General features: G+C 56.8%; 12 protein-coding genes. 5 read left to right on the top strand and 7 right to left on the bottom strand.

Annotated features, from left to right (window positions below; genetic code table 11):
* Positions 1-24: 24 nt before the first annotated feature.
* The 4 genes from AC6I8J_RS20585 to AC6I8J_RS20600 are packed head-to-tail and all read right to left on the bottom strand — an operon-like array spanning position 25 to position 4,839.
* A complete protein-coding gene (locus AC6I8J_RS20585; protein ID WP_222925814.1) occupies positions 25-2,340 on the bottom strand; it encodes a molybdopterin-dependent oxidoreductase in 2,316 nt (771 codons plus the stop codon).
* A 3-nt stretch (positions 2,341-2,343) separates the two neighbouring features.
* On the bottom strand, positions 2,344-3,012 hold the full coding sequence (locus tag AC6I8J_RS20590; RefSeq protein WP_497825794.1) for a methionine ABC transporter permease: 669 nt from the start codon (positions 3,010-3,012) through the stop codon (positions 2,344-2,346).
* A complete protein-coding gene (locus AC6I8J_RS20595) occupies positions 3,005-4,030 on the bottom strand; it encodes a methionine ABC transporter ATP-binding protein (protein WP_260058754.1) in 1,026 nt (341 codons plus the stop codon). The genes AC6I8J_RS20590 and AC6I8J_RS20595 overlap by 8 nt, the downstream gene beginning before the upstream one ends.
* The gene (locus AC6I8J_RS20600) at positions 4,027-4,839 is read right to left on the bottom strand and encodes a MetQ/NlpA family ABC transporter substrate-binding protein (RefSeq protein ID WP_497825795.1); all 813 of its coding nucleotides are present in this window, start codon (positions 4,837-4,839) and stop codon (positions 4,027-4,029) included. Before AC6I8J_RS20600 ends, AC6I8J_RS20595 begins: the two co-directional genes overlap by 4 nt.
* A 218-nt stretch (positions 4,840-5,057) precedes the next feature.
* Here AC6I8J_RS20600 and AC6I8J_RS20605 point away from each other — a divergent pair, with 218 nt between their 5' ends.
* On the top strand, positions 5,058-6,251 hold the full coding sequence (locus AC6I8J_RS20605; RefSeq protein ID WP_440829580.1) for an aminotransferase class I/II-fold pyridoxal phosphate-dependent enzyme: 1,194 nt from the start codon (positions 5,058-5,060) through the stop codon (positions 6,249-6,251).
* Positions 6,252-6,546: 295 nt separating this feature from the next.
* Positions 6,547-8,013, top strand: coding sequence for a glycine betaine/L-proline transporter ProP (gene proP / locus AC6I8J_RS20610; protein ID WP_161735434.1), 1,467 nt, complete (start codon positions 6,547-6,549; stop codon positions 8,011-8,013).
* 53 nt (positions 8,014-8,066) lie between these two features.
* Here proP and AC6I8J_RS20615 read toward each other — a convergent pair whose 3' ends face one another.
* Positions 8,067-8,654, bottom strand: coding sequence for a CGNR zinc finger domain-containing protein (locus tag AC6I8J_RS20615; protein WP_497825796.1), 588 nt, complete (start codon positions 8,652-8,654; stop codon positions 8,067-8,069).
* A 176-nt stretch (positions 8,655-8,830) separates the two neighbouring features.
* Between AC6I8J_RS20615 and AC6I8J_RS20620 the strand changes: the two genes are divergently transcribed.
* On the top strand, positions 8,831-9,697 hold the full coding sequence (locus AC6I8J_RS20620; protein ID WP_010247407.1) for an alpha/beta fold hydrolase: 867 nt from the start codon (positions 8,831-8,833) through the stop codon (positions 9,695-9,697).
* 52 nt (positions 9,698-9,749) lie between these two features.
* Here AC6I8J_RS20620 and AC6I8J_RS20625 read toward each other — a convergent pair whose 3' ends face one another.
* The gene (locus tag AC6I8J_RS20625; protein WP_222925821.1) at positions 9,750-10,298 is read right to left on the bottom strand and encodes a YbhB/YbcL family Raf kinase inhibitor-like protein; all 549 of its coding nucleotides are present in this window, start codon (positions 10,296-10,298) and stop codon (positions 9,750-9,752) included.
* A 244-nt stretch (positions 10,299-10,542) separates the two neighbouring features.
* Between AC6I8J_RS20625 and AC6I8J_RS20630 the strand changes: the two genes are divergently transcribed.
* A complete protein-coding gene (locus tag AC6I8J_RS20630) occupies positions 10,543-11,421 on the top strand; it encodes a LysR family transcriptional regulator (RefSeq protein ID WP_497825797.1) in 879 nt (292 codons plus the stop codon).
* A gap of 5 nt (positions 11,422-11,426) precedes the next feature.
* On the opposite strand, the gene AC6I8J_RS20635 is transcribed toward AC6I8J_RS20630, so the two are convergent.
* Entirely contained in the window at positions 11,427-13,070 is a 1,644-nt protein-coding gene (locus AC6I8J_RS20635; protein ID WP_161735426.1) for a dihydroxyacetone kinase subunit DhaK, read from the bottom strand.
* Between the two features lie 251 nt (positions 13,071-13,321).
* Here AC6I8J_RS20635 and fucO point away from each other — a divergent pair, with 251 nt between their 5' ends.
* Positions 13,322-14,470, top strand: a complete 1,149-nt coding sequence (fucO, locus tag AC6I8J_RS20640) for a lactaldehyde reductase (RefSeq protein ID WP_497825798.1) — start codon at positions 13,322-13,324, stop codon at positions 14,468-14,470.
* The last annotated feature ends 41 nt before the right edge of the window (positions 14,471-14,511 follow it).

Here is a 14,511-nt window from a genome sequence, read left to right on the forward strand (position 1 = left end):
GCCCCTTAAGTCCCCGCCCGCAGATTACTCTGTGGTCGGGATCACAAATTCCGGTGGCGACCACGCTGTGATTTCAGGCAGGGTCTCGTGGTAAAGCGCAATCTCTACAAAACAGGTCTGCGCGCTGCACCCCTGGCCCAGTCGTGAACTGCCGCGATCCTGGGTCAGCACATTAGGGTTGCCATGTTTATCCAGCGGCTTGCCCTCCTGCTGTTCCAGCGGGTCATACCAGGCCCCGGTCGACATCTGCACCACCCCCGGCAGGATATCCTGTGTCAGATGCACGCCCGCCAGCAGCGCGCCGCGTCCGTTAAACACTTTCACGATGCTGTTCTCCTCAATGCCACGCGCAGCCGCATCCTCAGGGTGCATCCAGAGCGGCTCGCGCCCGGCAATTTTGGTGGCCCGGCTGACCCGGCCATGATCGTACTGGCTGTGCAGCCGGGTTCGCGGCTGGCTGGAGAGCAGATGCAACGGCCACTGCTGCTTCTCCTGCTGCTGAGCCTGATATTCCGGCGGATACCAGAAGGCAAAGCCGGGCGCTTCTTCATAGCCAAAGTCAGCCACCCGCTGCGAAAAGAGTTCGATTTTTCCCGATACCGTGCTGAGCGGGGCCGACTCCGGGTTATCGCGAAACGCTTTAAGGAGGATCTGTGGTGTGTCAGGCGCGGGATATTCCACCACGCCCTGTGACCAGAAGGCCTCAAAGGGCGGCAGTTCGATGCCCTGCGCCGCTGCGCGTGGCCGGGAGTCTGCGTAAATGGCTTCAAGCCACTGGCGCTCACCGCGTCCCTGAGTAAAGGCATCAGCAAAACCGAGCCGCTGCGCCAGCTCAGCAAAGATGGCGTAATCCGATTTTGCCGCCCCAAACGGCGGCAGATGCTGCGGCATGGCAATAATAAAGCCGTCGTTGCTGGCGCTGCCGATATCCTCGCGCTCCAGCGAAGTGGTGGCGGGCAGGACGATATCGGCAAATCTGGCCTGCGCCGTCCAGAACTGCTCATGCACAATCACGGTGTCCGGCTGCTGCCATGCGCGTATCAGCTTGTTGATATCCTGATGATGATGGAAGACGTTGCCGCCAGCCCAGTAGACCAGCCGGATGTCGGGATAGGTTCGCTGCTGGCCGTCAAACGCGTAGAGACCGCCGGGATTAAGCAGCATGTCAGCGATACGTGCCACCGGTATAGTCTGCTGTACGGCATTATGGCCGGCAGGCAGCCGGGGGCCAGAGAACTGTCGCCGGGCGGCACCCGCCAGATTGGTTGAGGCGTAACCAAACCCCAGCCCGCCGCCGGGCGTGCCAATCTGCCCCAGTAGCGCAGTGGTGGCGACAGTGGCCCAGAACGCCTGCTCGCCCTGCCGCGCACGCTGCACTGACCAGGCAATATTGACCATCGTTTTGTGAGCCGCCATCTGCCGTGCTAATCCGCGAATCTGATCGGCTGCCAGCCCGGTTAGTGACGCAGCCCATTCGGGCGTTTTGGCGATGCCATCGTGTTCACCCAACAGATACGCCGCATAGATATCGAAGCCTACGGTGTAGCGCGCCACAAAGGCCGCGTCATACAGGGATTCCGCAATCAATACCTGCCCGATGGCCAGTAGTAACGCCGTATCGGAGCCGGGCTTTATCGCCAGCCACTCCGCATCGGCCACCCCGGCGAGATCGTTTCTGACCGGACTGATGTTGATAAAGCGGGTGCCATTCTGCCGCAGTGTGGTCAGCCAGTGAGCCAGCGCATGATCGTTAGCCCCACCGCCATTGACCTGCGCATTGCGCAGCGGCAATCCGCCAATCGCCACAAACAGCTCACAATGCTCCGCCAGTACCGGCCAGTGAGTATGGTGACGTTGTAACTCATCCAGATTACCGATGATGTGCGGCAGCGTGCGTTCACCGGCCGCAATGCTGTAGGTATTGGTGCTGGCGGTGTAGCCGCCGTAGTGGTTAAAGAAGCGGTGCAGCTGGCTCTGGGCATGATGAAATCGTCCGGCGCTGGACCAGCCATATGAACCGGCATAGATCGCTTCATTGCCGTGCCCGGTTTTCACCCGCGCCAGCTCTTCAGCCACCAGTTGCAGCGCCACTTCCCAGCTCACCTCGACAAACGGCTCTTTACCGCGTCCGCTGCGTGAAGCGCTTCTGTTCTGCAGATAGCCGAGCCTGACAGCCGGATTTCTGACCCGGGTTTCACTCTGCACCGCGCCCGGCAGCGACTGACCGATAGCGGACGGATTACGGTCCCACGCCACCGGCCTGACCGACGTCAGCGTGTCACCGTCGGTGGTGACGTGATAGGTGCCCCAGTGCATTACCGCTAAATCATTCTTCTTCATGGTTTACTCGCGTCGGATACGACGTGAAATACGCGTACCCAGGCTTTGCAGAAGCTGGACAATCACAATGAGAACCAGCGCAGTGGAAATCGTGGCAAAGGCGTCAAAGCGCTGATAACCGTAAGTAATGGCGAGGTCGCCAATGCCGCCGCCACCCACCGTGCCCGCCATCGCCGTGGCGCCCAGCAGTCCGATGGTGGCAGTGGTCAGGGCCAGCACCAGCGAGGAAGCCGCTTCCGGCAGCATGAAATACCAGATGGTCTGCAGCGTAGTAGCCCCCATCGCGTTGGCTGACTCCAGAATGCCTTCGTCGACCTCCAGCAACGCGCTTTCCACCAGCCGCGAGATATAAGGCGCAATAAAGATCACCAGCGGTACAATGGCCCCCGCCGTGCCAATCGTGGTGTTCACCAGCAGGCGCGTCAGCGGCAGGATAGTAATCAGCAGAATAATGAACGGCAGCGAACGGATGATATTCACGACAGGGTTCAATAGCTGATGCACCAGACGCTGGGGCTGTATCCCGCCCGGACGGCAGACCACCAGAATAATGCCAAGCGGCAGCCCCAGCAGCGAACCAAAGCCCAGCGACAGCCCCACCATAATCAGCGTGTCCTGCATCGCCGTCAGGAACTGATCGCCGGTTACAGCCGTTTCAAAGAGTTCAGACATCACTGATTTTTACTCCGGTCGCGGTGAGAAACTGAATCGCCGCCTCGCGCTGCGCGGGTTCGCCTTTGATCTGCACAATCATGAAACCCAGAATGGTGCGCTGCACCTCCGTCATGCTGGCGAACAGAATATTCACCTCCACCTCATAGTTGCGGATCAGCTGATTGATCACCGGCTGCTGTGCCGTGCTGCCGACAAACTCCAGCCGTAACGCGTCGGCTGCCGGATGCTCGCTGAGCAATTCAAGCGTCTGCTGTGGCAGGCGATCGTGAATGACCGACTGCACAAAGCTGGCGCTCACCGCCTGCTGTGGTTCGGCGAACAGCGTCAGGACATCGCCCTGTTCAACAATGCGACCGTGCGCCATCACCGCCATCCGGTTGCAGATCTTCTGCACCACTGACATCTCGTGGGTGATCAGCACAATGGTGATGCCGTAACGCTGATTGATTTCCTGTAACAGCAGCAGAATCTGCACCGTGGTCTGGGGATCCAGCGCCGACGTCGCCTCATCGCACAGCAGAATGGCAGGGTTGGTCGCCAGCGCACGGGCAATTCCGACGCGCTGTTTCTGACCGCCGGAGAGTTCGTCCGGGTAGCTGTGGGCTTTGTCGCTGAGGTTCACAAACGCCAGCAGTTCCGCTACGCGGGTGGCGATAAAATCTTTACTCCGCCCCTGCAATATCAGCGGGATGGCCACGTTGTGAAATACGGTACGGGCATTGAGCAGATTAAAGTGCTGAAAGATCATCCCAATCTGCTTTTTGACGTCAATTAACCGCTTTTTGCTGATCCCCTGTAACGCTTCACCCTGCACCTCCACCGTGCCGGTCGTCGGCGTTTCCAGATGATTAATCAGGCGCAGCAGCGTGCTTTTTCCGGCACCGCTGGTGCCAATAACGCCAAAAATATCGCCCTGGTTGATGCGCAGATTAATATCCTGCAGCGCCTGCACTTCTGACCCGTTACGTGCAAAGGTTTTGCTGACCTGGTCAAACGCGATAGCCGCCTGACTCATTTGAAATAGTCTGGCAACAGATAGCCCGCATATTGCGCATTACTGGTGATATACGCTTTGAATTCCGGCGAGTGATAGCCGGCAATAATGTCACGGGCAAACTGAGCCTGCTTATTTTTACCCGCTACCGTTACTACGTTAATAAACTGGCTGGTTGGTGCCTCCAGTTTCAGCGCGGAATTGAGTTTCAGGCCACTGGAGACCGCGAAGTTACCCTGAATAACACCATAATCCACATCAGGCAGTGCGCGCACCTGCTGGGCATTATCCATCTCTTTCAGCACGATTTTGTAGGGGTTCTCCGTAATGTTTTTCTGCGAGAAGGTTGCGGCGTCGCTCTCAGGGCTGATTTTCAGCCAGCCGATACTCTGAAGTAGCAGCGCAGCCCGATACTCATTTGAGGGCTGGTTCGGCACAGAGACCGTGCTGCCTGGCGCAGGCTGCGTCAGCGTTTTTGCGCGTTCAGAATAGAGCGCCATTGGCGGGGTCGGCACCTGCACAATACCGACGTTATCAATGCCAAGCCGATCGTTAACCGACTTCAGATAGACCGGATGCTGCATGATATTGGCGTCAATCGTGCCGCGATGAACAGCATCATTAACCTGTATGCCATCGCTGAAATCCTTATATTCCAGCGTATAACCCTGCTTAATTAGCAGAGGTGCCACGCCTTTTTCAAACTGCTCTTTATACGGACCCGGATTAAAACCAATGCGTATTTTTTTCTGGTCTGCGGCTTGCGCAGCAGAGGTAAAAATTGAAACAGCCGTCAGTGAAAAAATAATTCCCCGTGAAGTAATGCGCATAATGCTTCCTGATTCATTATTGTGAGAGCAATCGATTTAATCACAGCCCTTACGATCAGGAACAGGCAAAACCGGCCCCGACTTTGGCTTATTTATGCTAACGATAGTCACAGGCTGAATATCCAGATGGCGGCAATCTTCAGCGTTATTTCTGCTAAAGAAATGAAACCCGGCTGTGTCATTCTTTTCCGCTTCACACTCTTTATTGCGGGACGGTTATGGCGGAGTTTGCAGCTTCAGATTTGGTCGCAGGGCTGGAAGAGAATCTTTTCAGCTTACTTGAGAAGCAGGCAGCAGAACTGGATGCATCGCAGTTACCGCTTATCGATCTCTCATCGGGCAGCCCACGTCAGCCTACGCCGCCTGCGGTCATCGCCTCCTTACAGGCTGCGGCGGCGCGGCCGGAAAATCATGAATATCCCTCCTTCTGGGGAAAGCCCGCCCTGCGTCAGGCTATCGCAGACTTTTACCAGCGTCACTATGGGGTCATGCTGGATCCCGATACCGAAGTTGCGCTGTTTCAGGGCGCGCACATTGGCGTCAACGGCTTTCCACGCGCCCTGCTCAACCCGGGCCAGGTGTTAATCTCCACCGATCCCTGTTATCCAATCTATCGCTCAGCAGCACGCCAGGCCGGTGCCGATTTTTATGGCATCCCGGTGGAGGCGCGTAACGCTTTCCTGCCCGATTTTACTCAGGTGCCGGATGAGATTACCGCGCGCGCCGGTCTGGTTATGCTCAACTATCCCCATAATCCCACCGGCGCACTGGCGACGCCCGCGCTGTTCGCCGACGCGCTGGCTTTCGCCCGCCAGCACCCTATTCCGCTGATCCATGACTTCGCCTACGCTACGCTAGGCAGTGAGCCGGACGAGCAGCCGCTAAGTCTGCTGGCCCAGCCCGATGCCAAAGAGTGGGGGGTGGAAATTTACACCCTGTCGAAAAGCGCGTTGATGGCAGGCTGGCGTGTGGGCTTTGCTGTGGGAAACGCCTCGATTATTACGGCTTTTAAAAAACTGCATACTCACAGCTACAGCACGGTGTCTGGCGCGGTGCAGGATGCCGCCATCACCGCCTTGTCGCTCTCTGCTGAGCAACTTAACCGTCTGGCTGATCCTTATCACCAGCGTCGTCGCGTGGTACTCGCCAGGCTGGCAGAGATGCACTGGCCGGTGCGCGCTCGTCAGGGCACCTTTTTTCTCTGGCTGCCTGCGCCACCCGGTTTTACCGGCGAGGAGTTCGCCAGCCTGTTACTGCAAGAGTGTCATCTGCTGGTGGCACCAGGTCACGGCTTTGGCCTCGCCGGGCGGCATTATATTCGTATCAGCCTGACCGCCAGCACGGAACAGCTGCTGCAGGCGCTGGACCGCATTGACGGGTTGAAACTGTTTAATGAGCGCAGGCGTGGCTGATGAAATCAGAGCCAGACAGCATCTGAGCCATAAACGCGGGATATGACCAAATGTTTATAAGCGTAAGCAGGCATGATTAAGTGCAGTGTGCTGGTTTTGTCAGCAAAGCCAGTTATTTCGGCTGAAAACTTGCAAAACCTTACATTCGTAGTCTAAGGTTTACCGGCTGCGGTTTCTGCCGCTTCACTTAAAAATTATTCGGCTTCTTATAGCTTTCATTTCCACGGTTTCTTCTGAACATTATTTGCGGCTGCGAAAGCTATAAGACTCCTTCATTGAAGTACCTGAGGAGAATATGGACACCAGAAACACATCGTCTGAACACCCAAAGAAACATTTCTGGAACAGGAAGCCCAAAGAGCTGACTGTTGACGACATTACCGTTATTGATAACGACATGCTGAAGCGCGCAGTTGGCGCAGCGGCGCTCGGTAACGCGATGGAATGGTTCGACTTTGGCGTATACAGCTATCTTGCCGTCATCATCGGCAAAGTCTTTTTCCCGGATGCCAACAACGCGGTGCAGCTGATTGCCACCTTTGGTACGTTTGCGGCGGCCTTCCTCGTGCGTCCGATTGGCGGCCTGGTGTTTGGCCCGCTGGGTGACCGCATCGGCCGCCAGAAAGTGCTGGCGATGACGATGATCATGATGTCGATCGGGACATTCTGCATCGGCCTGATCCCGGCCTATTCGTCGATCGGGATTATGGCCCCGATTCTGCTGCTGGTCGCACGCCTGATTCAGGGCTTCTCGACTGGCGGTGAATATGGTGGCGCAGCGACCTTTATCGCGGAGTACTCCACCGACAAACGCCGTGGCTTTATGGGCAGCTTCCTGGAGTTCGGTACCATTGGCGGCTACCTTCTGGGTGCCAGCCTGGTCACGGTGATGACCACGGTGATGTCGAACGAGGCGATGATGTCCTGGGGCTGGCGCGTGCCGTTCTTTATTGCCGCGCCGCTGGGTCTGTTCGGCCTTTATGTCCGTCTGAAGCTGGAAGAGACGCCGGCATTCCAGCAGCACATGGAAAAGCAGGAAGCGCTGGAACAGAGTAAACCGCGTCTGACGCTGATGCAGATGCTAAGCAAGTATCGTGCGCCCATGCTGAAATGTATCGGTCTGGTTTTGCTGTTCAACGTCTCTAACTACATGCTGACCTCTTATATGCCGAGTTACCTGACCGGCGTGCTGGGTCTGCCAGAGCTGAGTGGTCTGCTGCTGGTGATGGTGGCAATGTTCGTGATGATGCCGCTGACGCTGCTGTGGGGGCGCTGGACCGATCGCATTGGTCGTCGTCCGGTGATTGGCTTTGGTGCAGTAGGCCTGATCCTGCTTGCCATTCCGAGCTTTATGCTGATTGGCTCCGGTAATATGTGGGCGGTATTTGGCGGCCTGCTGATTCTGGGCGTGCTGCATACCTGCTTCAGCGGCACCATGCCGTCGACGCTGCCTGCCCTGTTTACCACGGATATTCGTTACAGCGCACTGGCTATCGGTTTCAACCTGTCGGTGTCGCTGTTCGGCGGTACCACACCGCTGATTACCGCGTGGCTGGTAGATACCACCAAAAACAACATGATGCCCGCTTACTACATGATGGGCGCAGGTGTGATTGGCCTGCTGACCATTCTGACGGTACGTGAAACGGCGCGTCAGCCGCTGACCGGTTCATCGCCTGCGGTAGCAACCAAAGCGGAAGCGCATCGACTGATCGACAAGCTGCGCAAGCGGCACAAGCCATCAGCGACCGCCGCGAAATAATGGCTCTGACACCCTGCTCTGCAGGGTGTTTTTTTTTCTGCCGTCCGGACTGTTTATCCAGCTGATTTAACTGCCCTGAAACGCGCCACTTTCGCCCGATTGCCACACAGCGCCATGCTGCACCAGCGACGGCGATGGGCTTTGGTACGATCGTAAAACCACAGTGTACAGGCGGGATGTTCGCAGCCACGGACTCTGCTGAAGTCCCCCTGCGACAGCAACATCGCGGCCTGTTCCGCAATCTGTCCCAGCCGTTGCAACACACTCTGGCCCGCATAAACCCGCCTGATCTTTAAGGCACCCGGCTCCCCGGTCATTTGCAGATGGCTGGTCGCTTCACCCAGCCAGGCGTTCAGCGTCTGAAAATCAACGCCCTCTCCCGCTTTGTGCTGCTGTACGTTGTCACGAATTATCTGACGTAACTGACGCGCAGCTTCCAACAGCGCACCCGGTTCATGCTGCGGAGCCGGGGCGTCTGGTGCCAGTCCTGCCTGGTGTAGCCACGCTTCAACATCCTGATCGGTTTGCCAGAAGTCGTGCGACTGGCCTTCCACGATGGCCACGGTATTGATGAAATCCAGCGCCGGATGATCGGCCAGAAACCACGGCCCCTGTGCGTTGCGTAATTGCGTTTCCGCCATGACATTGCCTCCCTTTTTAACTCTGCTGATGCCACTGTAACCGAAAAAGGACTATTTGAATAGTTACACCGCACCTGTTGTAACCATTATAAATTGACTTGACAGGTTACACTCTGACTGCATAATGCCGCTCAGTAACCCCATAAACATCACTTCAACAGTTACAGGAGTTAAGCATGCGTGATCAATCCATTTCTTACCGTTACCAGCAGGCCGATGGCGTCAATATTTTCTATCGCGAAGCGGGCGATCCTTCCCTGCCGGTACTGCTGCTGTTGCATGGCTTTCCCACCTCTTCACATCAGTTCCGCAATCTGATCCCGCTTCTGGCTGATAAATTTCATCTCATCGCACCCGATATGCCGGGCTTTGGCTTTACTGAAGTGCCTGCTGAGCGCAACTATTCCTGGACCTTTGACGCGCTGGGCCAGACGCTGACCGCCTTTGTCGATGCACTGGGGCTGGAACGTTATGCGATGTATGTTTTCGACTATGGCGCACCTGCCGGTCTGCGACTGGCACTGGCTTACCCCGATCGCGTCAGCGGGCTGATATCACAAAACGGTAACGCCTATCTGGAGGGATTAGGAGAGGCCTGGGCACCGGTCCGCGCCTACTGGGACGATCCCAGCGAAGCAAATGGTCAGGTGATCCGTGACGCTATCCTGACGCTGGAAGGGGTGAAGTGGCAGTATCTGCATGGGGTAAGCGATCCGCAGCAGATCGCACCGGAAACCTATACCCTGGATACTCTGTTGATGGAGCGCCCCGGTAACAAAGATATTCAGCAGGCCCTGTTTCTCAATTACGCCAGTAACCTGAAACGTTACCCGGAATTTCAGGCGTTCTTTCGCCAGCAGCAGGTGCCAACGCTGGTGATCTGGGGCAAGCACGATCCGTTCTTTATTCCACCGGGCGCCGTGGCCTGGCAGCGTGATAATCCACAGGCGGTGGTCGAGATGCTGGACAGCGGCCACTTCGCGCTGGAGACACACACGCATCACATTGCGTCGCGCATCCGCGAGATGTTCAGTGGCGACTGATCCGTAGCGCGCAGAGGCAGGCTATTCAGCGCTGCCTCTGCAAACGTGCAGGTCATTCATTGCTAAAGCGGCCAACGGTGCTGGCCGCGCCCAGCGCATGGCCTTTCAGCTGTGCCACCAGCTCGGCCTGTGTTAACCCTGCTTTCAACTGACCCACCGGCAAATCGGTGGCGATCAGCACAAAGTTATAGTGATGCAGGCCGCTGCCTGCAGGCGGGCAAGGTCCATAATAGTGCAGTGTCCCGGGTGTATTTTTTCCGCCGGTGTAGTCCTTGCCCTTTGTCAGCGCCCCCTGCGCGAACGACGAACGGCTGGCCGGAATGTTATAGGCCACCATATGAGTCACGCCCAGCCCTTTGGCCCCGACCGGATCGGTCATCAGCAGGGCCAGACTGCGGGTGCCCGCCGGAATCGCAGACCAGTTGAGTTCGGGAGAGATATTCTCACCGGTGCAGGAAGGATTACTTTTATTAGCACCGGCAAACTTTTTATCCAGTAGGGCATTATCGCTGAAATCCTGTGATTGCAGCGTAAACACCGATGCTGCCAGCGTGGTTATTGGCAAAACAGCCAGCACCGTTGCGCAGAGTAATTTTTTCACCAGCCACTCCTTATCAGGTTAGTTCCGGATGGATTGCATCACTGCCTGCTTACTATAACGGCTTTAACGCGATTAGCCCGGCTGACAGCCTGTTTAAACATGACGGAACGGTAAATCTATGATCCCTGTCGCGCTGGCTGAGGGTGCTGACGCGTTGCCCTGTGACCCAATACCCGATATAAGTTAACGCCTGCGGCTGAGTTTTCGCCAGACACCCCGTCACTGTTACCAATAAGTGGACACTATGCAGATCGAAGATCTCCGGATTTACATCGCCGTGATACATGCTGGTAACTTCACTGCAGCCGCTGAGCAGCTGATGTTATCGAAGCAGTATGTCAGCCGCCGCATGGCCGCGCTTGAAGCGTTATTAGGCGTACGTCTGCTGATACGTAACACCCGCAAGCTGTCAGTGACGGATGCGGGTCTGCTTTTTGCGCAGCATGCTCAGCGCATTCTGGATGAGATTCAGGAAGCCGAACTGGCGGTGTCGGAGCAGCAGCAGGCGCTGCGCGGGACTTTCCGCATCAATCTGCCAATGTCGTTTGGCATGAGCCACCTGTCACCGCTAATCGCTGAATTCCTGAGCCATCATCCGGCACTGCAGTTTCAGATTGAGCTGGCCGATCGCTATGTTGATGTAATTGGCGAAGGCGTCGATATGGCGATTCGCATCGGCACCCTGGCAGATTCCACGCTGATTGCCCGTCCGCTGGGTGAATTGAAACGGGTAATCTGCTGCAGTCCCGGTTACCTGCAGCGGGCCGGCACGCCGCAGCAGCCCGAGGAGTTGCTGCAACACGCCTGTCTGCGCTACGGACGGGAAGGTCTGAATGGCTGGGAATTGCAGGTCAATGGCAAAGCGAAATGGCTGGCGGTTCAGGGCCCCATGGTGAGTAACAATGGCGAAGTGCTGCGTGATGCCGCCCTGGCGGGACTCGGACTGGTCTTGCTTCCCGCTTTTATCGTAGAGACAGACCTGCAAAGGGGTGAACTGGTGACGGTGCTGGACGGCTGCCAGCCGCCCCCACTCTCCCTGAATGCGGTTTACCCACAGCACCGTCAGCGCAGCGAAGTAAACCGCCAGTTACTGGCCTTTTTACAGACGCGTTTAGCGCTGTGATTGAGCTAAAGCGTTTTTAATGCCGCAAAAACGCGGGCGACGGCAACCGCACCGGGATCGGGCACGCCATTCAGGTTCGCGCTGTTGAGATAAGATGATCGGCCCGCCTTTGCTTTTCCCATGCTGGCGGTTGCATCACTGCCGTGCTGCGCCGCATCTGCTGCGGCTGCCAGCGGTTTGCCCGCCACCAGCGCCTCAATAGCGGGCTGGAGCGCATCAATCAGTGTGCGATCGCCCGGTTTAGCCCCACCATACTGCTTCATTTTTTCCAGACCCTGCTGTAAGGCGACCGGCAGGTCATCTCCTTCCGACAGGTGCTGCGCCGCGGCGGTGAAGAAGATGGCCATCAACACGCCGCTGGATCCGCCCATGACCGTGGCCAGTCGCTCACCCGTTACCGCGAGCAGGTCGGGCAGAACATTCAGTGGCAGCTGGTTATCTGCGCATTCACGCTGGATCTGACGCGCGCCAGCAGCAAAGGTCGAGCCGGTATCACCATCACCCACCTGAGCATCGAGTTTATTCAGCTCGCTTTCACTGGCGATCAGCGTTTCACAAATGCGGTTAACAAAGGCTGCGACTACCGGATTTTCTGAGGGTTGCACCGAATGCGCTGTCGCCTCTCGGGTCGCGTTAACCGGCTGAAGCGATGTGATCTTAACCGCCGGAACCCAGCCGGTCACTTCAACCGGGGCGCAGATCGCCGCTTCGAACAGCGGCGTCAGCGTCATGCAGGTAACGGAAAACCCTTTCATGTCCAGCGCGGTCATCAGCGGTGCCGGGCCAATCAGATAACGGCTTCCCCGGCTCAGCGGCGACTCAATCAGATCACGTGTGACCAGACTCATCTCCAGCGCCGACATCCCGCCAAGGTTATTCACCAGCAGCGCGCAGGGCAGATCCTTGTCTGGACCTGGCATCACCTTCTCCAGCAGATGCTGCACAATCTGCTGACTGTTCTGAGTCGGCATGACGTCAACGCCCGGCTCACCATGAATCCCCAGCCCCATTTCCACGCTGCCGTCGGGCACCCGCTGGCCGGTCTGTTCTTCCGGCAGATGACAGCTGGAAAGCGCTACCCCCATGGTGGCGATAGCACGACTGGCGGCCTCTGCGGCCTCCGTTACCGCCGTCAGATCATCACCGCGTTCGGCGACAAAGCCTGCCACTTTATGCACCAGCAACGTGCCTGCCACGCCGCGTGGCTGAGGATTGTCCGGTAAGGCTATATCATCACCGACAATCACCATATTGACGCTGAATCCTGCCTTGCGGGCTTTTTCAGCCGCCAGCCCAAAGTTGAGTCGATCGCCGGTGTAGTTTTTCACAATCAGCAGACATCCCGCGTCACCGGTAAGGTTGATGATGGCGTTATAAACCGCATCAACGCTGGGTGAGGCGAACACATCGCCACAGACGGACGCCGTCAGCATTCCTTTGCCGATAAAACCGACGTGCGCCGGTTCATGGCCGGAACCGCCACCGGAGATCAGTGCGACCTGCTGTTTTTTCCAGTCTCTGCGCATCACGATGCGAATGTGGGGATCGACCTGCAGCCGCACCAGATTGCGCCACGGACTGGCGTAAATCATGCCATCCAGCGCGCTGTCGACGAGTTCATCCTTTTTATTCATTACGAATCGGGTCATGTCTTCATTCCTCATGGACGGACAGGTTTGTAATAAAGAAGTGTTGCACACAACTGACGATGGGCATAATCCACCGCCTCTCACCGCATACCCACCAGACGAAAGCCCTGCCTGAATGAATTGCGCGCAGTACTTTTTACTAATTCATTGATTTTTATCAAATGTTCTTACCTGAAACTGAGAGGTTATGCGCAGAACCTGAAAAGCGGATAACGGATCGTAGAAAACCATTTTTAACAGAGGATGTTTTGATGACCCAACGTATGATTCTGAATGAAACCGCCTGGTTTGGTGCTGGCGCATTACGTCATTTGCCTGAAGAGGTACAGCGTCGCGGGATGCGTAAAGCGCTTATTGTCACTGACAAAGCGCTGGTTGCGGCCGGTGCGCTGAAGCGGGTAACTGACCTGCTGGAACAACATCAGCTTGCCTGGGCGGTCTTTGATGAGGTCGTTCCGAATCCGACTATCCGGGTAGTGCAGCAGGGCGTTGCCGTGTTCAGGGAATCAGGTGCTGACTACCTCATCGCCATCGGCGGTGGTTCACCGCAGGACACAAGTAAAGCGATCGGCATTATTATCAACAACCCTGAATTCGAAGACGTTCGCAGCCTGGAAGGGGTTAGCCCAACCCGTCATCCGTGCGTGCCAATCATCGCAATTCCGACCACGGCAGGCACGGCGGCAGAAGTCACTATTAACTATGTCATTACCGATGAAGAGAATCGTCGCAAGTTTGTCTGCGTCGATCCGCATGACATTCCAAAAGTGGCGATTATTGATGCGGAGATGATGGCGAGCATGCCCGCCTCGCTGAAAGCGGCCACCGGTATTGATGCCCTAACTCACGCGATTGAAGGGTACATTACGCGCGGTGCCTGGCCCCTGACTGACATGCTGCACCTCAAAGCCATTGAAATTATCAGCCAGTCGCTGCGCGAATCGGTGGCGGGAAATATTGTTGCTGTTGAGCAGATGGCGCTGGGGCAGTATGTGGCCGGTATGGGCTTCTCCAATGTCGGACTCGGTCTGGTGCATGGTATGGCACATCCCCTGGGCGCTTTTTATAACGTGCCGCACGGCGTGGCGAACGCCATTCTGCTGCCACAGGTGATGGCATGGAACGCCCCATCAACAGGCGAAAAATATCGCGATATTGCCCGTGCGATGGGCGTGAAACAGGTCGACACGCTGACGCTGGATCAGGCGCGGGAAGCGGCTGTCGCTGCAGTTCGTCAGCTCTGCCGCGATGTGGGTATTCCGCGTTCGCTGCGCGAGGTCGGCTTACATGAGGCGGATATCCCTGCACTGGCGCAGGCGGCGCTGGATGATGTCTGCACCGGCGGTAACCCTCGTACCCCGGATCTGGAAGCGGTGATGGCACTCTATCGTCAGAGTTAAAACGCGTACGCTGTTTAGTCATGCACTGCCATGTCTGGCCC

This window comes from Pantoea sp. X-Soil-ISGK-355 (assembly GCF_059730805.1).

Coding starts and splice junctions, on each gene's coding strand:
- AC6I8J_RS20635 (WP_161735426.1), bottom strand. CDS start 13,070: ATGACCCGATTCGTAATGAATAAAAAGGATGAACTCGTCGACAGCGCG.
- AC6I8J_RS20620 (WP_010247407.1), top strand. CDS start 8,831: ATGCGTGATCAATCCATTTCTTACCGTTACCAGCAGGCCGATGGCGTC.
- fucO (WP_497825798.1), top strand. CDS start 13,322: ATGACCCAACGTATGATTCTGAATGAAACCGCCTGGTTTGGTGCTGGC.
- AC6I8J_RS20605 (WP_440829580.1), top strand. CDS start 5,058: ATGGCGGAGTTTGCAGCTTCAGATTTGGTCGCAGGGCTGGAAGAGAAT.
- AC6I8J_RS20590 (WP_497825794.1), bottom strand. CDS start 3,012: ATGTCTGAACTCTTTGAAACGGCTGTAACCGGCGATCAGTTCCTGACG.
- AC6I8J_RS20600 (WP_497825795.1), bottom strand. CDS start 4,839: ATGCGCATTACTTCACGGGGAATTATTTTTTCACTGACGGCTGTTTCA.
- AC6I8J_RS20585 (WP_222925814.1), bottom strand. CDS start 2,340: ATGAAGAAGAATGATTTAGCGGTAATGCACTGGGGCACCTATCACGTC.
- proP (WP_161735434.1), top strand. CDS start 6,547: ATGGACACCAGAAACACATCGTCTGAACACCCAAAGAAACATTTCTGG.
- AC6I8J_RS20595 (WP_260058754.1), bottom strand. CDS start 4,030: ATGAGTCAGGCGGCTATCGCGTTTGACCAGGTCAGCAAAACCTTTGCA.
- AC6I8J_RS20615 (WP_497825796.1), bottom strand. CDS start 8,654: ATGGCGGAAACGCAATTACGCAACGCACAGGGGCCGTGGTTTCTGGCC.
- AC6I8J_RS20630 (WP_497825797.1), top strand. CDS start 10,543: ATGCAGATCGAAGATCTCCGGATTTACATCGCCGTGATACATGCTGGT.